The sequence below is a fragment of the Streptomyces sp. NPDC002446 genome (assembly GCF_053595675.1).
The window spans coordinates 118,132-137,017 of sequence record NZ_JBSFYC010000013.1; the positions used below are offsets into that span (position 1 = coordinate 118,132).

General features: G+C 67.2%; 17 protein-coding genes, 1 tRNA gene and 1 pseudogene. 9 read left to right on the forward strand and 10 right to left on the reverse strand.

Annotation, left to right across the window (positions count from 1 at the left end; all coding sequences use genetic code 11):
- The first annotated feature begins 2 nt into the window (after positions 1-2).
- Together ACWD6P_RS10790 and tyrS are read left to right on the forward strand one after the other, a co-directional pair.
- Positions 3-1,148, forward strand: coding sequence for a glycosyltransferase family 4 protein (locus ACWD6P_RS10790; RefSeq protein ID WP_451443692.1), 1,146 nt, complete (start codon positions 3-5; stop codon positions 1,146-1,148).
- A gap of 137 nt (positions 1,149-1,285) precedes the next feature.
- Positions 1,286-2,554: a tyrosine--tRNA ligase gene (tyrS, locus tag ACWD6P_RS10795; protein WP_451443693.1), complete on the forward strand. Its 1,269-nt coding sequence runs from the start codon at positions 1,286-1,288 to the stop codon at positions 2,552-2,554.
- Positions 2,555-2,868: 314 nt separating this feature from the next.
- On the opposite strand, the gene ACWD6P_RS10800 is transcribed toward tyrS, so the two are convergent.
- The gene (locus tag ACWD6P_RS10800; RefSeq protein ID WP_451443694.1) at positions 2,869-3,528 is read right to left on the reverse strand and encodes an HAD family hydrolase; all 660 of its coding nucleotides are present in this window, start codon (positions 3,526-3,528) and stop codon (positions 2,869-2,871) included.
- 134 nt (positions 3,529-3,662) lie between these two features.
- Here ACWD6P_RS10800 and ACWD6P_RS10805 point away from each other — a divergent pair, with 134 nt between their 5' ends.
- The gene (locus tag ACWD6P_RS10805; protein WP_451443695.1) at positions 3,663-4,313 is read left to right on the forward strand and encodes an HAD family hydrolase; all 651 of its coding nucleotides are present in this window, start codon (positions 3,663-3,665) and stop codon (positions 4,311-4,313) included.
- Between the two features lie 13 nt (positions 4,314-4,326).
- On the forward strand, positions 4,327-5,196 hold the full coding sequence (locus tag ACWD6P_RS10810; RefSeq protein ID WP_451443696.1) for a DUF1932 domain-containing protein: 870 nt from the start codon (positions 4,327-4,329) through the stop codon (positions 5,194-5,196).
- Between the two features lie 24 nt (positions 5,197-5,220).
- Here ACWD6P_RS10810 and ACWD6P_RS10815 read toward each other — a convergent pair whose 3' ends face one another.
- Together ACWD6P_RS10815 and ACWD6P_RS10820 are read right to left on the reverse strand one after the other, a co-directional pair.
- On the reverse strand, positions 5,221-5,772 hold the full coding sequence (locus ACWD6P_RS10815; RefSeq protein ID WP_451443697.1) for a guanylate kinase: 552 nt from the start codon (positions 5,770-5,772) through the stop codon (positions 5,221-5,223).
- Complete coding sequence (locus tag ACWD6P_RS10820; RefSeq protein WP_451443698.1) at positions 5,769-6,806, reverse strand: AAA family ATPase; 1,038 nt, start codon at positions 6,804-6,806, stop codon at positions 5,769-5,771. Before ACWD6P_RS10820 ends, ACWD6P_RS10815 begins: the two co-directional genes overlap by 4 nt.
- Before the next feature lie 193 nt (positions 6,807-6,999).
- Here ACWD6P_RS10820 and ACWD6P_RS10825 point away from each other — a divergent pair, with 193 nt between their 5' ends.
- A complete protein-coding gene (locus tag ACWD6P_RS10825) occupies positions 7,000-7,443 on the forward strand; it encodes a helix-turn-helix domain-containing protein (RefSeq protein ID WP_451443715.1) in 444 nt (147 codons plus the stop codon).
- A 104-nt stretch (positions 7,444-7,547) separates the two neighbouring features.
- On the opposite strand, the gene ACWD6P_RS10830 is transcribed toward ACWD6P_RS10825, so the two are convergent.
- Entirely contained in the window at positions 7,548-7,760 is a 213-nt protein-coding gene (locus tag ACWD6P_RS10830) for an integrase (protein ID WP_451443699.1), read from the reverse strand.
- 117 nt (positions 7,761-7,877) lie between these two features.
- Here ACWD6P_RS10830 and ACWD6P_RS10835 point away from each other — a divergent pair, with 117 nt between their 5' ends.
- The 4 genes from ACWD6P_RS10835 (at position 7,878) to ACWD6P_RS10850 (ending at position 11,952) form a co-directional block, all read left to right on the forward strand.
- Positions 7,878-8,516: a helix-turn-helix domain-containing protein gene (locus tag ACWD6P_RS10835; RefSeq protein ID WP_451443700.1), complete on the forward strand. Its 639-nt coding sequence runs from the start codon at positions 7,878-7,880 to the stop codon at positions 8,514-8,516.
- Between the two features lie 2 nt (positions 8,517-8,518).
- On the forward strand, positions 8,519-10,159 hold the full coding sequence (locus ACWD6P_RS10840) for a tyrosine-type recombinase/integrase (protein ID WP_451443701.1): 1,641 nt from the start codon (positions 8,519-8,521) through the stop codon (positions 10,157-10,159).
- 381 nt (positions 10,160-10,540) lie between these two features.
- A complete protein-coding gene (locus tag ACWD6P_RS10845) occupies positions 10,541-11,578 on the forward strand; it encodes a hypothetical protein (protein WP_451443702.1) in 1,038 nt (345 codons plus the stop codon).
- Between the two features lie 242 nt (positions 11,579-11,820).
- On the forward strand, positions 11,821-11,952 hold the full coding sequence (locus ACWD6P_RS10850) for a hypothetical protein (protein WP_451443703.1): 132 nt from the start codon (positions 11,821-11,823) through the stop codon (positions 11,950-11,952).
- A 20-nt stretch (positions 11,953-11,972) separates the two neighbouring features.
- Here ACWD6P_RS10850 and ACWD6P_RS10855 read toward each other — a convergent pair whose 3' ends face one another.
- From ACWD6P_RS10855 to ACWD6P_RS10880, 6 genes and pseudogenes are all read right to left on the reverse strand, one after another.
- Positions 11,973-12,584, reverse strand: coding sequence for a helix-turn-helix domain-containing protein (locus tag ACWD6P_RS10855; RefSeq protein ID WP_451443704.1), 612 nt, complete (start codon positions 12,582-12,584; stop codon positions 11,973-11,975).
- A 733-nt stretch (positions 12,585-13,317) separates the two neighbouring features.
- Positions 13,318-14,380 (reverse strand): annotated as a pseudogene (locus ACWD6P_RS10860) (IS630 family transposase).
- A 67-nt stretch (positions 14,381-14,447) separates the two neighbouring features.
- Positions 14,448-15,089: a hypothetical protein gene (locus ACWD6P_RS10865; protein WP_451443705.1), complete on the reverse strand. Its 642-nt coding sequence runs from the start codon at positions 15,087-15,089 to the stop codon at positions 14,448-14,450.
- 256 nt (positions 15,090-15,345) lie between these two features.
- Positions 15,346-15,419, reverse strand: a tRNA-Thr gene (locus tag ACWD6P_RS10870).
- A 92-nt stretch (positions 15,420-15,511) separates the two neighbouring features.
- Complete coding sequence (locus ACWD6P_RS10875; RefSeq protein WP_451443706.1) at positions 15,512-17,104, reverse strand: alpha/beta hydrolase; 1,593 nt, start codon at positions 17,102-17,104, stop codon at positions 15,512-15,514.
- A 300-nt stretch (positions 17,105-17,404) separates the two neighbouring features.
- The gene (locus ACWD6P_RS10880) at positions 17,405-18,658 is read right to left on the reverse strand and encodes a DNA polymerase III subunit delta' (protein WP_451443707.1); all 1,254 of its coding nucleotides are present in this window, start codon (positions 18,656-18,658) and stop codon (positions 17,405-17,407) included.
- Positions 18,659-18,886: the final 228 nt, after the last annotated feature.

An 18,886-nucleotide genomic window follows, 5' to 3' on the forward strand; every position in this document is an offset into this window, starting at 1 on the left:
CCATGTCCGGAATCGTCTTTGTGAGTATCGACGACTTCACCCGCGAGGGCTTCACCAACGGCCTGTTCCTGCAAGTTCGCGAGCTACTGCAACGCGTCATAACCCGCGGGCACCCAGCCAGCCTCGCCTGTATCGCCCAACGCAGGAACCCCGGAATCGAACGCAGAACCAGAACGGTCCAGGGTTGCACTGTCCACGAAACCTTCATCGGCGCCCCGGGGGCAGCGAGCGCGTACCGGCGGGCTCTTCAAGATCTTCTGAACGACCTGGACCCCGACGTGATCCTGCTCAACTCGTGCGCAGTCCGCCTCAACGAAGCGCATCACGCCGTGCTGGACGAAAGCCTTGCGAGCGGCCGGCAAGTAGCTGTCCTCGTTACCGACCAGCTATACCCCACAAGCGGTGACCACCCCGCCGACGAGGTCCGGAGCTACTACGGCCTGATGCGGCAGGCTGGCGTGCACGCGGTCAGCCAGACCATCGCCGACGCCTTCCACAGCCAAACCGGTGTGCCAGCGCACGTTCTCCCCAACCTCCTTCCCGAGCGACAAGTCAGCCCGGCACCCCCGGGCCCGGAGGGTCGGTTCCTGACATTGATCAATCACCACCCGATCAAGGGCCGGTGTGTCTGGGACGCGCTCATTCGACAGCGCCCCGGCGACGCCTACCTAGTCGTGGAAACCTGGCCCGATGCCCCGGCGTACGCGCCACCTTCACCGAACGTCCAAGTGGCCCCATTCGCCCCGGATCCCACCACGATCTACAACCGCACCAGGATTCTGCTGGTTCCGTCCCTAGGCCCGGAGGGTCTCGCACGAGTCACGCTTGAAGCAATGGAGTCAGGCGTGCCCGTCGTAGCTCACCGGATAGGCAGCCTGCCCGAGCTCGGAGACGCCGCGATGTTCATTGCCCCGCCCCCGATCGCCGGCTACGAGCTCGACGAGGGCAATGTGCTATATCCCGTGGTTTCCCCGGACGACATCAAGCGGGCCGCGCGGGATCTCGGTCAGGCGATCGGCGCGATCGATCACGATCCGACACTTCGGACCCGATTCGTGACCAATGGCAGAGCGCTCGTGCGTGACTACCGCGAGCACAGCGAAGCTGTCGTCGACCAGCTGCTCGGCACATGGTTCGGGGCTGCGTGATCCAGGACACTCCGATGTGGAGTGATCTTGGCTGTTCACTTTCCGCGCATGCCCGCTGACCAGCGCAAACGCAGAAGCCCGGCTGGAGGACTACACTGGCCGCCGCACTATACACGCGACTCAAGGAGACACAGACCGTGACGGCCATCGTCGACGAGCTCCAGTGGCGCGGGCTGATCGCCCACGTCACTGACGAGGACGCATTGCGCAAGGCTCTCGCGGACGGCCCCGTCACCTTCTATTGCGGCTTTGACCCGACCGCGGCCAGCCTGCACGTCGGCCACCTGGTGCAGGTGCTTACCCTCCGCCGACTCCAGCAGGCCGGGCACCGGCCGCTGGCGCTCGTGGGCGGCGCGACCGGCCACATCGGCGACCCTCGGCCGACCGCCGAGCGCACCCTGAACGACCCGGAGACCATCGCCCAGTGGGTGACCCGGCTGCGCGCGCAGATCGAGCCGTACCTCTCCTTCGAGGGCGACAACGCGGCGACCATGGTCAACAACCTGGACTGGACCGGGGGCATGACCGTGATCGAGTTCCTGCGGGACATCGGCAAGCACTTCCGGGTGAACAAGATGCTCACCAAGGACTCGGTCGCCCAGCGCCTGGCGTCCGATCAGGGCATCAGCTTCACGGAGTTCAGCTACCAGCTGCTTCAGGGCATGGACTTCCTGGAGCTTTACCGGCGGTACGGCTGCACCCTCCAGACGGGCGGCAGCGACCAGTGGGGCAACCTCACGGCCGGTCTGGATCTGATCCACCGCCGGGAGCCGCACGCCAATGTGCACGCGCTCGCGACGCCACTGATGACGAAGGCGGACGGCACCAAGTTCGGCAAGACGGAGACCGGCACGCTCTGGCTCGACCCGGAGATGACCACGCCGTACGCGTTCTACCAGTTCTGGCTGAACACGGACGACGGGGACATCTCGCGGTACATGCGCATCCTCTCCTTCAAGTCCCGTGCGGAGCTTGAGGAGTTGGAGAAGGTGACCGAGGAGCGGCCGCAAGCCCGCACCGCGCAGCGTGCGCTTGCCGAGGAGCTGACCACGCTGGTGCACGGCGCCGGCCAGTGCGCCGCCGTGATTGCCGCGTCGAAGGCGCTGTTCGGGCAGGGTGAGCTCGCCGAACTCGACGAGGCGACGCTGGCCGCCGCGGTCTCCGAGCTCCCGAACGCCAAGGTGAGCAAGCTCGGCCTGGTCACCGATCTGTTCGCGGAGGCTGGCCTGGCGGCGAGCAAGTCGGCCGCCCGTCGCACCGTGAAGGAGGGCGGCGCCTACGTGAACAACGTGAAGGTGACCGCCGAGGACGCGGTGGCCACGACCGACGAGCTGCTGCACGGACGCTGGCTGGTGTTGCGCAGGGGCAAGAAGAACCTGGCGGCTATCGAGGTCACCGGAGCCTGAAGCAGGCCGGGGATGGAAGCTCAGCCGTGAGCGGGAGGAGGAGTACTTCCGCTCACGAAGCTGGTCTACGGCGCCGAGAGGCAAGCAAGAGTCGGCATCAACCCTCGCGCCGGTCGTGTGGCACGACGGCCGGCCCGGGCACCTTTTGCACTCCCTGTCGGAGACCGACCGGGTACACGTGTCACATGGTTGGCCTCACTGTCCGTGCTATTGCCAGCGAGCTACGTCGATCTCCGACAAGATCGCGTTCGGACTTGCTGGTTTACGTGGCGGACGTGTCTTTCAAGTTGTAGTGGGCGAGGCGCTGCGGGAGCTCAGTAGGTAGCGGTGGCCAGCAGCTTGGGCAGGTCACGCATATCGTCGAACAGGGTGGTGCCTGGCCCTTCCAGCCGCGAGGCTGGTGTGAGACCGCCGCAGTAGCCGAAGGCCCGCATGCCGGCAGCACGGGCTGCCTGAACTCCGTATGCGCTGTCCTCGATTACCGCGCACCGCCCGGGTTCCACGCCCATGGAGCGAGCAGCGTGCAAGAAGAGGTCGGGGGCAGGCTTGCCTCGGGGGACGTCGGCAGCGCTGAAGATATGCCCCGCGAAGTGGTCGCTCAGCGCGACGATCTCCAGGTTTCTCCTGAGGCTGGCGTGGTTAGTGTTCGATGCGACGCAGACGGGCGTCGTGAGACCGTTCAGGGCTTCTACGACGCCATCGACAGCGGTCAGTTCCGCTTCGAAGGCAGCTTGATACAGATGCTCGTATTGCTGCAGCCAATCCTTCTCCAGACGCCGTCCAAGCCGTTCCTCCACAGCAGCCGTGTAGATCTCGGTGGACGAGCCGACGAACTTCTCGATGATCTCCGCCTCGGTGAATGCGCACCCCAGGTCAGCCGTGATCACCGCGTCCACTTTGACGCATATCCGCTCGCTGTCCACCAGCACGCCGTCACAATCGAAGATCACCAGATCAACAGGGCTCTGCGTCATGATCGGCAGTGTAGACCTGTGGTGACCAACCCCCGTGCCGCGTATGGCTGTCGTCGGGTTTGCCGTTCCTTCAGTGTCTGCCGTTGGCACCGCTCTCGACGTCCGCGTTCACGGGGCCCGTAGGGTCTGCTTCCATGCAGCGACTGGTGATCTTCGACCTCGACAACACCCTCGTTGACCGCCAAGGTCCCCTGGCGATCTGGGTCTCAGCCTTCTCCGCGCAACATGCTCTGGATGACCCTGCCCGAGCACGCCTTCTCCAGGTGGTGCGCGAGCGTGCCTCTCCTGAGACCTTCGAGGTGATCCGCGCGCAGCACGGCCTTGCCCCCTCACCCGAGATGCTGTGGCGCGACTACTGCGCCCACATGGCTCGCTCGGTCACATGCCCTGCTGATGTGCTCGAAGGCCTGTCCACACTCCGACGCACCGGTTGGAAAGTCGCCGTTGCCACGAACGGCGCGACCGAAATTCAGACTGCGAAGGTGGCCGCGTCAGGGATCGCCGATCATGTTGATGCGGTCTGCGACTCTGAGGCAGTCGGCGTCCGCAAGCCGGACGTGGCGATCTTCGAGAGAGCGGCCGCCGCCTGCGGGGCCGATCTTGCTCTCGGCGGCTGGATGGTGGGAGACGGGGTGGACACCGATATCCGCGGCGGCAAGTCGGCCGGATTGCGCACCATCTGGATCAGCCACAGCATGCCTTGGCCTGGAGAGGACGTGGCGCCGGACCATAGTGCAAACGATGTGCGCCAGGCGATCGACCTGCTGCTCATCATGGCGAGCTGAGAGGACACCGCGGGTGAGTTCGGAACCGACCACCGTTGGGCTGCTGCATCCCGGAAGCATGGGTGCAGCCTTTGGCGCCCAGTTGCGACGGCAGAACGTACGCGTGCTGTGGTGCACGGAAGGTCGCAGCAGTCGTTCCCGGCTCCGTGCCGAGAACGCCGGCCTCGAAGGCGTACAGAACCTGGTCCAGCTGGTGGCGCGCGCCGATGTGCTGTTGGCCCTGTGTCCACCTGCCGCTGCCGTGGACGTCGCGCAGCAGGTGGTCGGCTGCGGGTTCCGCGGGGGGTTGTATATCGAGGCAAACGCGATCACACCTCGCCGAGTTGGGGATATCGCTGAACTACTGCCGAGCGCAGTCGTCATCGACGGCGCTGTGGTCGGCTCCCCGCCCGTGGGCGGCAAGCAGCCCACTCTGTATCTGTCCGGCGACCCTGATGGTTGCTCCCAGGCCACGGCCCTGTTCGTCGGCAGCGACGTGAAGACTCACGTGCTGGGCGCCGAGGTGGGAGCTGCCTCTGCGCTGAAGTTGTCGTACTCGAGCTACCAGAAGGCTTCCCGTGTCCTGGCCGCGCTCGCCTACGGCGTCGCCGACGCCAGCGGTGTCGCCGATGAACTCCTCAAGATCGCCGGGAAGCGTGGTGGAAGCTACCTGGCCGAGACCGGCTACATTCCCAAGACGGCCTCCCGCGCTTGGCGCTGGGGCCCCGAACTGGACGATGCAGCAGCCCTGCTGCGAGAGGCTGGGTTGCCAGATGACCTGATGCGAGCAGCCAGCCGAGTTCTCCATCGATGGTCGGATGCCCGAGACTGCGAGCTCACCGTCGCCGAGGCACTCTCGTTCCTGCAAGCCGCCCCTGACCGCGAGGGACACGACGAACTGTAAATGCGTGCGTTGTTCCGCCGGCCCTCAGCTGCCGGAGCGAACTAGGAGATCAATCTTTCGCGCCGCCTCTGTAGGGGACATGGTGTCGGTATCGAGCCGCAGGTCCCAGGCGAAGTCCGTGCTGGCCGAGAGGTCTTGGGCCGTGGCTTCCCAGGCAGCCACGCGGTCCTCGGTGTCACTGTCACCACGTGCCTTGGAACGGATCGCGGTGCACTCGCGCGAGCACCACAGCAACGCCCGGGTCCACGAGGCGGGAAACTTCTCCATCACCATCTCCAGGCCAGTGATCTGCCCGAGGTGCAGGATGGGGATGCGGCCGTCCTGCATGGCTGTGGCAAGTCCTGGGCGGTCCACAAGGTAGATGTTGCCGTACCTGTCGTTGCGGTAGATCACGTCTTCGCGTGCCTCAAGCTCCGCGAGCTGTTCGGTGGTCCCCATCCGGTAGCCTTGGGTGCGGCCGCTGCCGATCTTGAGGCGTTCAAACGCGCTGTACGCATCGTCGAGCTCGCACAGTGCCGCGGTAATGGTGTCCTTGCCGGACGCGGGCGGGCCGTACAGCAGGATGCCCTGGCTCATGCGAACACCGTCCCGATGACCTGCCGAACCTGATCAGTAAGGGATATCGCCGCACCGAGCCGGTTGTCGACCACCAGGTGCGGTACGACTGGTCGCAGTTCCGGATCGACCGACGCGGCGTACTCGTCCCAGTTCTGCAGCTTCCAGCTGTCGCGGGCTGCCGACCGGAAGCTGATGTACTCGTGCATGGTCTCCAAGTCGCATTGGATCCAGATGACCGCCACGGTCACCCCCCGCGCCTCGCACCGGTTGGTCAGGCGGCGCATCCACCGCTCATCGCTCACCTCGGCGACGAACGGTGCGGTGAGCACGGTGCTGATCGAGCAGTCGACGTTGGCGTAAGCGGTCTCCAACAAGCACTGGTACTCCAGGGGCCGCACCTTCTCCCGGTACGTCGAGGAGTGGCGGTCGTTGGGATCGCTCCCCATCTCCACCAGAAGCCGCTCAACAAGCGGACGGGTGATGGGGTCCTTGTCGAGCACCGGCCATCCTGTGAGCCGCGAGATGAATCGCGAGAACTCCGACTTGCCGCTGCCGGCGAATCCGCCCACCATCAACAGCGTGGGCCGATTCGGATCGCCCCCGGTATGCCGGCGTTTCCACGCGTCTACGATCCGCTGCTGAACCTCTCGGCCATTGCTGTCGGCGTCGCCCGGGGCAATCTGCAGCACCGCGCGCTCAACGGCCAGCACGTGATCGCCGAGCGGCTCTGCCCCCGACGGGGTGAGCTGGAGCTGGGTCTGCTCACCCGGCAGCGCCTTACGGAACCCCAGCTCGGGCTCGGTAGCTCGGTAGAGAAGACAGTAAGCCCGGCGGTAATGCGGACCGGGATACACTCCTTGCTCGTGCTGCCACAGAGTCTGGAAGTTCGCAGCCGGCACGTTGAGTCCAGCAGTTCGCGCGACTTCACGTAGCCGCTCACCGGCACCCTCAAGCGTCAGACCGTGTGCTTCGCGCATGGCGCGGAGCTGGTCCGGACGCCACCCCGCGCGGCGCTTCGCCATGAGTGCTACCGCCTGACTGTTGCTCGCCATGATCGAGACCTTAAGTCTGCCCCATGCGAACGCAGGTGTAAGCAGATGTTGAAAAGTCACGTCGCCCGATGATGAGCAGCTTCGCCAAGCACCAGTGATACTCCGCGACGCCGAACGCCGGTGTGATGGGGCCCACTCCGGTGGCGCACTTGCCGGATCCACGGTTGATCAGCAGGCGAAGGAGACGATCACAGTGTCAGGGCCGCGAAGCACTGAGGTAGTTGGATCTGCGCGCCGTCGGTGCATCAGCTGCCAGTGCCGCCTGAGCAGGTACAACAGTGATGACGTCTGTGCCGGCTGTGGTCGCAGGGGGACGACGGAACAACCTGCGTGCCCCTTCGTCCCGCCCCGCGTCTGGGATTGCCGGGATGTCAGAGACGCGCTGGTCCAGCGTGACTTCGGCACTGTCTGCCGGCTCATACGAGAGCACAGTCGGCTCCGCCAGGAGGACATGGCCCTGCTTACGGGCCTGAGCCAGGCCTTTCTGTCGCTGCTGGAGTCCGGACAGCGGCGCCTCACCAACATCGACCGGATCATCGTGCTCCTGGACGGCTTGAACGCCCCGATTGACGTCACGGGGCCGATGCTCCGCCCCGTACCCATCGCTCAGGATCTACCGCTCCGAGCGGTCTCCTAACCCCAGGCGGACAGGAGGAGTCCACGACCCCGCTGCCGCGCCAACGGAAAGAGGGGCGAGTTCGCGTCCTCTCGTCGAACCGGCATTTGGAACCGGTCTACCTCTTAGCGCACGACTGCCTGCTCCGGATGTACGCCAAGGAGCCGGTGCAGCTCCTCCGTGACCACGCGGTACGCGTTCCCAAGCCTGAGGACAGCGACCGGATACTCGCCCCGCTTCGCCAAGGCGTATCCCGTGCTGCGGCCGATCGTAAGCGCCTTATTGGCCGTGTCGAGGTCGACGGCGACAGGCAGTGCGAGCAGCTCTTCGCGGGTCATCCCCCGGACAGCCTTGCATGTAGCCATGATGTGTTCCGATCGCCGAAAGTTGTGCTGGCAGCGACATGAGTATCACGGATGTTGCGGCCACCCATTTTGACGTCGTAAGTTGCAGCTATGACAAATCTTGACTGGTCGCCGAGCTTCACCGCCCGCGTCGCGGAGCGGATGCGCGAGGCACGTAAGGCCGCTCGCCTCACCGTCGCCGAGGCAGCCGAGGCATGCGCCGCCCTGGGTCTATCGGTTCCGAAAACGACGATCACGAATCTGGAGACCAGGCGTCGCAGCTCAATCGACCTCGCGGAGTTCCTCGTCCTGGCCGAGGTCTACAAGGTCCCGCCGATCAGCCTGCTGTTCCCTCTGGGCACGGAAGCCTCCGTCGCTGTGCTCCCCGATCGGGAGGTCTCGACCTGGGAGGCGGTGGCCTGGTTCACCGGCGAGACACCTCTGGAGAAGCCCGCGCCGGAAGGCTCCGCCCGTGACGTGCTGGACACTTTCCGTGGCCACAGCGACGCTGTGGCCACGGCCCTGGCCTCCACCCGCCTGGCGAAGGAGCGGCGCCGGAAGGCCAGCAGCACGCTCGACTCGGGGCGCCGCGAGACCCTCCTCGAAGCCGCTGCCTCATACGAACAGCTTGCCTTCGACGACTGCAGAGAGCTGCGGGAGTTTCGCAACGCGATGCGGGAGCGTGGCCTCGTCCCACCGGCCCTCCCTGCCGATCTCTCCTTCGTCGATGAGCACGACCCCGAGGACTAGCCGTGACCAGCACCACCGCGTCCGGCGGCACAGCCACTCGGCGCTGTTCCTGCCGCAACCCCGAGACCGGCAAGAACTACGGCAAGGCGTGCCCCAAGCTCACCAATCGGCGCCACGGCACCTGGGCCATACGCCACGAACTGACCAACCGGGCAGACGGAACGCGCCGCGAATTCCGCCGCAGCGGTTTCGAGTCCTCGGCGGACGCGACCAAGGAACTGAACAAGGTCCGCGCCCTGCTCGCCATACCCGACGATGACGACCCGGCGGGTCAATCGGCGATCAGCGACATGCTGGAGACCTGCTCCAGGAACAAGGAACCGCTGCCGGACTACGACGAGACACGTCGGCGGCTGGCGGCGGGACAGGCCCTCAACCCCAAGATGTCGGTAGCCGAGTGGCTCGACCTCTGGCTCGGCGGCAAGAAGCGCCTCCGTGTGAGCGGCTACAAGCGGTACGAATGCGACGTCCGCGTTCACCTCAAACCCCACCTAGGCGAGGTGCGCCTCGACAAGCTCAACGTGCCTCACCTGGACCGGATGTTCAACGCCATCAACGAAGCGAACATCGAGATCCAGGAGCAGAACACCCAGCGGCGCGCCGCCATCGAGGAACTGAAGACCATCGCCTGGAAGGGGGCTGAGAACCGGGCCCGCCGCAAGTGGTTGCAGGCCGCCATCGACCAGATGCCGCCCTTCCGCCGGGTTACCAGCGTCAACACGCAGCACCACATCAAGGCCACCCTGCGCGCCGCGCTCAACACTGCCATCGCCCAGCGGATCCTCCCGAACTACAACCCGGCCGAGCACGTCGAGCTGGAGCCCGGCACCAAGCCCAAGGCTCTCGTATGGACCGATGAACGGGTGGCTCACTGGCTGGCCACGGGCGAAAAGCCCAGCCCGGTGATGGTCTGGACGCCGGAGCAGACCGGCAAGTTCCTGGACCACATCGTCGGGCACCGGCTGGAGGTCATGTGGCGGCTGATCGCCTTCCGTGGCCTGCGCCGAGGCGAGGGCTGTGGCCCGCGCTGGATCGACTACTCGAAGAAGTCGCGCTCGCTGGAGATCGCCACCCAGCTCGTCCAGGACGGATGGGACGTCCTCGAAGGTCTCCCGAAGACCAACAGCGGCATCCGTTCCATCGCGCTCGATGACGAGACGGTCGAACTCCTGGAGGCGCACAAAGCCGCGCAGGAAGAAGCGAAGCGCAAGTGGGGCGACGCCTGGAAGGACACCGGCCGCATCTTCACCGAGGAGGACGGCTCCTGGCTGCACCCCGGCAAGATCTCCGACCTCTTCGAGCGCCTTGTCGCCGAGGCCGGCCTGCCGCCGATCCGCCTGCACGACCTGCGCCACGGTGCCGCAACTCTCATGCTCGCAGCCGACGTCGACATCAAGGTCGTCTCCGAGACCCTGGGTCACAGCGACACCCGCATCACCCGCGACATCTACCAGTCCGTCCTCGACGACCTGGCCCGCGCGGCGGCAGAGGCCGTCGTCAAGCTCGTGCCCCGCGCCCCGCGGGCGATCCGCTCGGTGATCGAGCAGCGTGCGGCCCGCCCTGCTCCCGCCATCGGCGCCTCGCCCCGCTGTACGTGCGAGTGCACTTGCGGCGCCGCCCAGGGGGAAGTGCTCACGGCGTAGTCGGTGTGGCCTTCGTCTATCGCGCCCGGGCACAGGGCCTCGTTCCCTTCGCCCGGGCGCTCGTGGTGGGCCATCTACCTCCGTGCCGTCCGGATGGACCACCACTCGTAGGCGTCTCACCACGCCGAGACGACATGGCCACGGTGGTAATGCGCAAGGGGCATCGCATGGGCGCGTCGCGTGACACCTGCTGCTCGGGAAGGCATCGTCGGTAGTGGCCTTACGGGAGGCCACTCCTGACATTGCCCGACCGCGGTGTCGTCACAGGAGAAAGAAGTCGATGTCTGCTCCACCCGCGGCAGTACCCACAGCACCGTGTCGAAGCAGTCTGCTCTCGTACCCGCCGTGCTGGGTCGGCAGCACGCGAGGACAGGGACAGACATGCCGCACGGATACGCCGACCGCAACGCGAAGCGCTTCCACCGCTACACAGGACTTACGCACACGCAGGCGCTCCAACAACTGCACGCCCTGCCAGCCGGATGGCCGCGCATCCCCGAAGCCACCGGCCCCCAGCGCCTTCTTGAAGCCCTGGTGTTCGAGCACCTCCGGGGGGACGTTGACTACTTCAGGCATCCGATCGGGATCAGCTCTGTCTCCCCGCGTGCGGATGGCGTCGTCGTAAAACTGGACGCATCCGTGACACGGCACGGCCACCCGCTGGTGGCCCACGCCCTGGAAGGACTGCTGCCGGCTGAACTGCCTGATGCGATGAAGTCCGACGAAGAGGTACACGTCCTCGGCGTACCTGGCATTCGGGTCACCCAAGCTTCAACGAAGGCCCTCCACCTGTCCCTGGCCGAAACCAGCGCGAGAGTGGTCCTCACGTGCGACGGCGACATCAACTGGTCCACGCTGACCGCTGAACGCGAAGCAAGCCTGGCAGCTGACGGATACCGGCCATGTTGGAGTAACCCAGACATGACGCAACCGGAAAGAGCCTTTCGCCACGATCATGCCGAACTCTGCAAGGCCGTCGAGGAAGCGTCCTGGCTTCCCAGCGGACTGCTGCGCCGCAGCGGCCTGTTCCACGAGGTGAGCGCCGCGTACTGCACGCGTTATTGGGTGACCTGGGACCGCTGGCACTTCGAGCTCAAGCACGATCCCGGAGTCCGGCCCCCGCACAACGAATTCATCGACCATCTGACGGACCCCAAGTGGGGCTTGGACTTGATGGTCGACAAGCTCCACTGCGAGTGCGACGCGTCGTGGGCGGACCCCCAATACGACCGTCAATGCACCGCGGAACTCAGCAGCCCCAAGAGCCGAGCGGGCACGCTCCAGTTGCGTTTCCGGGCAATGGGAACCTGGTACGGCTCGCACGACACCTATCAGGATCTACTGCGTGCTGGCGCCGATCCGGCATGGCTGAGCCGGGTCATGCCCCAGTACCACTGTCGAGACCGCACCGAGCATTAGCCCCCGTGGCGGGCGGCGAACATCATCGCCGACTCCACGTGCTCCGCCGTGCCAGGAGGTGTGGCGGAGCACTGGCAGGCCGCGTGCGTGCACAGTGATCACTCAGGCAGCGTCTCGTTGGTCCACTCCACGCCGGCTTCTTATGCCCAGCGCATCAGCCGGTCCCGCCAGTCGCTGCCCCAGTACCTCCCGCGAATTGCGCCGTGGTCGGTGAACTGCGGGGCTTCGGGCACACCGAAGGCTTGAACGAGACCACTGGTCAGGCGATACGCACCGGCCACCAAAGGTGGACCATCATCGGCTGTGTCTTCGAGTACCGCCCCGACGTGGTCGAGGGCTGCCTCGCCGGCACCGGCCTGGTCAGGGACGGCTGACCGACATCACGAATTCAAGTTCAGGTACCACTTGCATCCACGCCGATGATTCTTGGTCTCGCTCGCCGCGGAAGTTTGGCACGATCCCATGCCTGCCCCCACATCTCGACCTCACCGTCCGGAACTCCGCATGCTCGGGAGAACGCGATAACGAACCCCCGACTCGGAACATTGGCGCGGTTCAAGAACCTGCCTAGGGTTGAACGAGGAATCCGCTCACCGCGGCTGCGTGCACGAATATCCAATTCTCGGTAGGAGGGGGCGCCTTCCCTTCGATACAGGTAAAGCATTGCCTCGTGAAGCTCTGAAAAGTCCCGTACGAAGGATATGTGTACGGTGCGGTTTTGACGACGACCATCACTCACCTGAACTCGATCACGGAAAGCCCTTGTCCAGAAGTACTCGGCTGTACTGGCATCACCCCCGCACCCCTCAACGAAGGCAACTACCACCTCCAGTTTCGGCACGGACTGTCCGGAGGCGGCCCGAGCCAGCGTTGCCGCGCTGAATGGAGTGCGTTGGGCCAATTGCGCGTAGGTGATGCCGGCCTCCCGGCGCGTAGTCCGAAGCCACGACGCCAGGAGTGCCAGGGCCTTGTTGGGCGTGTCGATCAGGTTCTCTCGACGCCCCATCGCTAGTTACGGGCGGTTCCCGGGAGAACCAGCCACGTACGCCGCATGCGACGCACGAGACGGACGCCCAAGGAGCACGCCTCTCCCAGGAGGACGAGCACCCCCAACGTGGGCATCCCGGACAGCGAAAGAACAACCGCCAAGACGATGACCACGATGATGAGGGTCACTTCCGGGAACGTCAGCGGGCGCACCTGGGGCTCGGCGCAGTGTGCGTGCTGCGGCTTGCGACTCAAGGGATATCCCCTCTCATTGTCTGCTGCGGACTCCAACTCCACGCGTCTCGGGGGCGGTTGCCGACGCCACCCGTACGCAGGGATCGATAGTGACAGGTGCCCATGCGCGAAGGCCAATCGCTGGCCTCACCGGGCCCGTTTTGTTGCACCGACGTCCCGATCTGGGGACAAAAAACCTGGGGGGCTCCGCCGCAGGTCAGCGTGGGTGTGGTGGAGCAATCATCTCAGTTTTGTCCCAAGAGCAGTTGACCGCGGCTTCGGCGTCGTCGAACGATGGCCACTATCACCAGGAGTGGCTCATCGGAGCGCTCATGGATACCCCGGGTCACTGCGGACTCCACCCATGGATTCGGGAGCAAAGAGCTGGCCGCGTTGCCGCGAAGGCCGCTCAACTCACGGTGCTGCTCCGGCGTTCCAGAGCAGCACCGTGCAGTCCCAACCCTTGGCTGCCTGGAGGCGGGCTGCTCCCGCTAATGAACTTGCATTCGTGATGTCGGTCAGCCGTCCATGACCAGGCCGGTGCCGGCGAGGCAGCCCTCGACCACGTCGGGGCGGTACTGGATCTGCTTGAGCCTGCGCTTCACGGCTCTGGTGATCTGGCCCAGGTCGGCTGCGGCGAGGTTGCCGATGTCGCGTTTGACCATCGCCCAGATGCCCTCCTGCGGGTTCAGGCCCGGTGGTACGAGGGCAGCCTGGAAGACCGTGAGCCAGTCGGCGTTCGCGGCGATGAACTCCCGCACGGGGAGGTCAGGCGGATGCGGACGTTGTCCCACACCAGCACGATCGGGCCGCCGAGCTGGATACGGGCCCGGATAAGAAGGTCGCGGAAGTCGCACCAGCCAAAGCCCTTCAGCTGATCCTTGCGCCCGCTGTACTCGCGGACCGCATAGAACATCCGGGACCGCTCGCCCGGCTTCTAGCAGGTCATGCCCGCCATCGACACCCGTCCCGACCCCCGGCCCCGCACCCGCACCACCTGGGTGCAGCCCTTGCGGCCCCAGGTCCTGGCACGCAGCGGCGTCATCGACTGCCCGGCTTCGTCCTCGAAGACGATCCAGCCGTCGCACGCCGCCGCGGCGCTCTTACCCGCGGCCATACCTCCTTCTTCCGCAGCTCCACCGCCTCCTCATCGCGCTCAATGGCCCGCCGCGCGGGCTGCTGCCACGACCAGCCATGCCGCTTCAGCAGCCGCCAGGGGGCCCTCCACGGTGCAGGAGACGCGGAAGAGCCGGCCGATCAGCGTCTTCACCCGCGCCAGCGTCCACCGCTGGTCGGCCCAGCCATGGGCGAGCGGACCCCGCTCCAGCTCCGGCTCAAGCCGGGCCATCTGCGCCGGACCGTGTCTCGGGCGGCCTGGCGAGGCCTTCGACAGGACCCCGGCCTCGCCACGCTCACGCCACTGCCGACGCCACCGCTCCACCGACCGCTCACTCATCCGCAGGGCGGCAGCGATGTCCTTGTTCTTCTCCCCGCCCTTGAAGCGTTCCACGGCCTCCAGCCGGATCCGCTCCCGCTAGCCCTCCCAGCGTCGGTCAACCCACCGCCCTGTGCGTATCTCACGCCCCACAGGGCTACCGGACCGACCAGCCCTCGTCAGGCGAACAGGCCCGACATCACCCAATCAAGTTCAGTAGCGCTCGGCCCGTTCGCGGAGAGTCCGGGCGAGCGCGGCATGATGATGCATGACGGGGACGGTGGCGGCGTCCACCTCGTCCTGACCGTGGACCTCGCCACAGGGACAGATGCTCCAGCCGTCGGTCTCAACGCGTTCGGCCACCGCGTCCACCAGTTCGGCCAGCTCGTCGAGCACCCCGACCGGGACCTCCGCTGCCCCCTCGGCATGGCGTTTCACGAGGGCGGCGCCGATCTCGGTGGCCAGGTCCAGGAGACGCGCCGCTGCCGCACCATCGCCATTGAGGCTGGCGTACTTTCCAGCCTGCGAGGCGGCCATGACCAAGTGGCCCAGCGACTCGACGGGCGCGGCAACCGCGCGGTCGTCGACGCGCACCGGGCGCACCCCGTGCGGTGCGCTGGCTCCCTGACCATCCCCGGCCGCCGCTTTCATGATGATCCCGGCGACGGCCTCCGGAGTCACCAGGTGGACAGCTTCCTCATGGTCCATACCCGCCTGCTTGGCCATGGTTCCGACGAGGTGAGCTGCGACACGCTCCACCGCCGTCAGCTCCACCTCGACTCCGTGGGTCAACAGCACAGCACTCGACTGCGCCACCAGGGTCTGGAACGGGAGGTTGTCCGTCGGATCTGCCACGTTCCCCAGCCTAGAAGGGGGCATTGGAGCAGTTCCACAAAACTGCCTGATCGCCGAGAAGCCGCGCCTGGCCGCTCGGGGGGCGCTTCGGCGGTCTTCCTCGCGCACCCCTCTGCACAAGCTCTGCGCTCATGCGCTCCCCTCGCGCACCCCTTGGATTCAGTGGCACGAAACGAGGGGACACTACCGGCCGCAGTGGCACCCCCACGCAAGAGAAAAGCCAGGTCAGACGGGGTCTGACCTGGCTTTCTGGCTGAGCCGCCTAAGGGAATCGAACCCTTGACCTACGCATTACGAGTGCGTTGCTCTGGCCAACTGAGCTAAGGCGGCGTGGTGCGCGGCCCAGTCTACACATCGCAGAGGGGTGGTCTGTAACCCGTTTAGGAGCTGGTCAGGGAAGGGCGGGGTGGGTGTGGGGCAGGTCACGTGCAGCGCTTGTTCTTGGGCGGGGCGGTGCCTTCGAGGAGGTAGGTGTTGATCGCGGTGTCGATGCAGTCGCTGCCGCGGCCGTAGGCGGTGTGGCCGTCGCCCTCGAAGGTGAGGAGGGTGCCGCTGGAAAGCTGGCCGGAGAGGGCCCGGGCCCAGGTGTAGGGGGTGGCCGGGTCGCGGGTGGTGCCGACGACGAGGATCGGGTCGGCGCCCTTGGCCTCGATGCGGTGGGCCGAGCCGGAGGGCTTGACCGGCCAGTATGCGCAGTTCAGGGCGGCCCAGGCGAAGTTCTCACCGAAGACCGGGGAGGCCTTGCGGAAGCTGGGCAGGGCGGCGCGTACCTGGTCGGGGGTGGTGAAGGCGGGCGCGAGGTCGAGGCAGTTCACCGCGGGGTTGGCGTACATCTGGTTGGCGTAGGTGCCGTTGGGCTCGCGCTCGTAGTAGCTGTCGGAGAGGGTGAGCAGCCCGCGGCCGTTGCCGGTCTTGGCCTGGGTGAGGTAGTCGCGCAGCATGGGCCAGGCGCGCTGGTCGTACATCGCGGCGATGACGCCTGTGGTGGCGAGGGACTCGGTGAGCTTGCGCTCCTCGCCCGTCTCCGCCGGGTGGGCGTCCAGCTTCTTGAAGAGGGCGGAGAGCTGCCGGCCGGCGTCCTCGGCGTTCTTGTTGCCGAGCGGGCAGCCCGGCTTCTTGACGCAGTCCTTGGCGAACGCCGTGAAGGCGGTGTTGAAACCGGCGGTCTGGTCGATGTTGATCGTGCGGGCGTCGAGGTCCGGGTTCATGGCCCCGTCCAGGACCAGACGGCCGGAGCGGGTGGGGAAGAGACCGGCGTAGGTCGCGCCGAGGAAGGTGCCGTAGGAGGCGCCCACATACGTCAGCTTCTTGTCGCCCAGGACGGCACGCAGGACGTCCATGTCGCGGGCGGCTTCGATCGTGGAGACGTGCGGGAGCACCTTGCCGGAGCGGGTTGCACAGCCCTTGGCGAAGTCGCGGTAGGCGGTGGTGAGTGTGTTGACCTCGGCCGGGGAGTCCGGGGTCTGGTCGGTCTGGGTGTAGCGGTCCATCTGCTTGTTGGACAGGCACTCGACCGGTTCGCTGCGGTCCACGCCGCGCGGGTCCATCGCCACCATGTCGTAACGGGCGCGGACCGACGCGGGCTGAGGCGCGTACTGCGTGAGGTAGTCGATCGCCGAACCGCCGGGGCCGCCCGGATTGACCATGAGGGAGCCGAGCCGGCTGCCGGGACCCGAGGCCTTCTTGCGGGCCACCGCGAGCTTCAGGTCCGTGGACGGGCTGGGGTGGGCGTAATCCAGGGGCGCCTTCATCGTGGCGCACTCGAAGCCCTCGGCGCCGCAGGAGTGCCAGCTCAGCTTCTGGTCGTAGTAAGGGCGGAGGTTGGCCGGGACGGCGGTCGGGAGGGGCTGGAGGGAGCCGTCCCCGGCGGGGCGCCGGACGCCGGCCTCCGTCGAACGGCCCGGGGACGCCTCGGCGTCCGGGGACGAGGTCTCCGTGGAACAGCCGGAGATCAGCAGAGCGGTGGCCGCCAGGACGGCGGCGGCGGGGGTGCGGAGCAGGCGGCTGGTGGCCATGGGCGGTCCCTTGGTCTCGGTCCCCTGAATCTGGAGCCTGGAGTGCGGGGCGGGGATGTGGAGGTGAGCCGTGGAATGCGAGTGGTCCCTGGGTGGAGTGGGGTGGGGATGGGGGGTGGGGTGGGGTGAAGTGGGTGGGGTGGGGAGAGTAGCGGTCTGCGGTCGGTAGTGGGCCGGTAGCGGTCAGTGGTCGGTGAGCGGCGGCCGGTGGTCAGTGGGTGGGTGCTTGAAGGGCAGTGGGTGGGTGCTTGAGGGGCAGTGGGGGGTGGTTGAGGGGGCAGTGGGGGGTGGGTGCCGGTGTCAGCCCGTGCGGAGGGCCGCTGTCATGGATTCCACTGCCAGGAGGGGGGCGACGTTGCGGTCGAGGGCCTCGCGGCAGGCGATTACGGCCTCTATGCGGCGGAGGGTGCGTGCGGGGGTCGAGGTGGCGGCGATGCGCTGGACGCTGTCGCGTACTTCGTCGTTGGCGAGCGGGACGGAGGCGCCCATCTGGAGGGCGAGGACGTCGCGGTAGAAGCCGGTGAGGTCGACCAGGGCCAGGTCGAGGCTGTCGCGCTGGGTGCGGGTCGCGCGGCGCTTCTGCCTGTCCTGGAGCTCCTTCATGACGCCGGCCGTGCCGCGGGGCAGCCGGCCGCCCGTCCCGGCGGCGGCGCCGAGCGCGGCGCGCAGCTCCTCGGTCTCCTTCGCATCGACCTCCTCGGCGACCTGCTTGGCGTCCTCCCCCGCGGCGTCGATCAGCTCCTGGGCGGCCTTGAGGCAGCCGCCGATGTCGTCGATGCGGAGGGGGAGCCTCAGCACCGCTGCGCGGCGGGCGCGGGCGCGCTCGTCGGTGGCGAGGCGGCGGGCCCGGCCGATGTGGCCCTGGGTGGCGCGGGCGGCCCGGTCGGCGGCTTCCGGGTCGATGCCGTCGCGCCGTACGAGGACGTCGGCGACCGCGGCCACCGGCGGCGTACGCAGGCTGAGGTGGCGGCAGCGGGAGCGGATGGTGGGCAGGACGTCCTCGATGGAGGGGGCGCAGAGGAGCCAGACCGTACGGGGGGCTGGTTCCTCCACGGCCTTGAGGAGGACGTTGCCGGCGCCTTCGGTGAGGCGGTCGGCGTCCTCCAGGACGATCACCTGCCAGCGGCCGCCGGCCGGGGACAGCGAGGAGCGGCGCACCAGGTCGCGGGTCTCCTTGACGCCGATGGACAGCAGGTCCGTACGGACGATCTCCACATCGGCGTGCGTGCCCACGAGGGCCGTGTGGCAACCGTCGCAGAAGCCGCAGCCGGGGGCGCCCCCGAGCGCGCGGTCGGGGCTGACGCACTGCAGGGCGGCGGCGAAGGCGCGGGCCGCGGTGGCGCGGCCGGAACCGGGCGGGCCCGTGAACAGCCAGGCGTGCGTCATCTGGGAGGCGCCGCCCCGGTCGGACGGCGGCTCGGGCGCCGGCTGCGCGCCGCGCCGGGCCTCCTCCGCCGCGTGCTCGGCCGTGACGACGGCGTCCGCATCGCGCGCGGCCGCGGCCAGCTGCGCCGTCACCCGGTCCTGGCCGACCACGTCGTCCCATACCGCCATCGCTGCCTGCCGTTCCTTTCCGTTCCGTGCCGCGCGTGTCTTGCTCGACCCATTGTGGTGCAACCCACTGACAAGCGAATCCGGAAGCCGGTTCCGGACGGTCCGCAAGCCCGTTCCCGGCGGCCGGCCGGCGCCCGCCCGGAAGCGGATGCCGACGGCGTGCCTGCGGTACTTGGCGCTGCCGCGCACATCGTCGATCGGGTTGCAGGCTCCGGAGGCGAGCTGCGC

Coding starts and splice junctions, on each gene's coding strand:
- ACWD6P_RS10820 (WP_451443698.1), bottom strand. CDS start 6,806: ATGGCGAGCAACAGTCAGGCGGTAGCACTCATGGCGAAGCGCCGCGCG.
- ACWD6P_RS10880 (WP_451443707.1), bottom strand. CDS start 18,658: ATGGCGGTATGGGACGACGTGGTCGGCCAGGACCGGGTGACGGCGCAG.
- ACWD6P_RS10830 (WP_451443699.1), bottom strand. CDS start 7,760: ATGACCCGCGAAGAGCTGCTCGCACTGCCTGTCGCCGTCGACCTCGAC.
- ACWD6P_RS10855 (WP_451443704.1), bottom strand. CDS start 12,584: ATGGGGCGTCGAGAGAACCTGATCGACACGCCCAACAAGGCCCTGGCA.
- ACWD6P_RS10845 (WP_451443702.1), top strand. CDS start 10,541: ATGCCGCACGGATACGCCGACCGCAACGCGAAGCGCTTCCACCGCTAC.
- ACWD6P_RS10875 (WP_451443706.1), bottom strand. CDS start 17,104: ATGGCCACCAGCCGCCTGCTCCGCACCCCCGCCGCCGCCGTCCTGGCG.
- ACWD6P_RS10800 (WP_451443694.1), bottom strand. CDS start 3,528: ATGACGCAGAGCCCTGTTGATCTGGTGATCTTCGATTGTGACGGCGTG.
- ACWD6P_RS10835 (WP_451443700.1), top strand. CDS start 7,878: ATGACAAATCTTGACTGGTCGCCGAGCTTCACCGCCCGCGTCGCGGAG.
- ACWD6P_RS10805 (WP_451443695.1), top strand. CDS start 3,663: ATGCAGCGACTGGTGATCTTCGACCTCGACAACACCCTCGTTGACCGC.
- ACWD6P_RS10815 (WP_451443697.1), bottom strand. CDS start 5,772: ATGAGCCAGGGCATCCTGCTGTACGGCCCGCCCGCGTCCGGCAAGGAC.
- ACWD6P_RS10790 (WP_451443692.1), top strand. CDS start 3: ATGTCCGGAATCGTCTTTGTGAGTATCGACGACTTCACCCGCGAGGGC.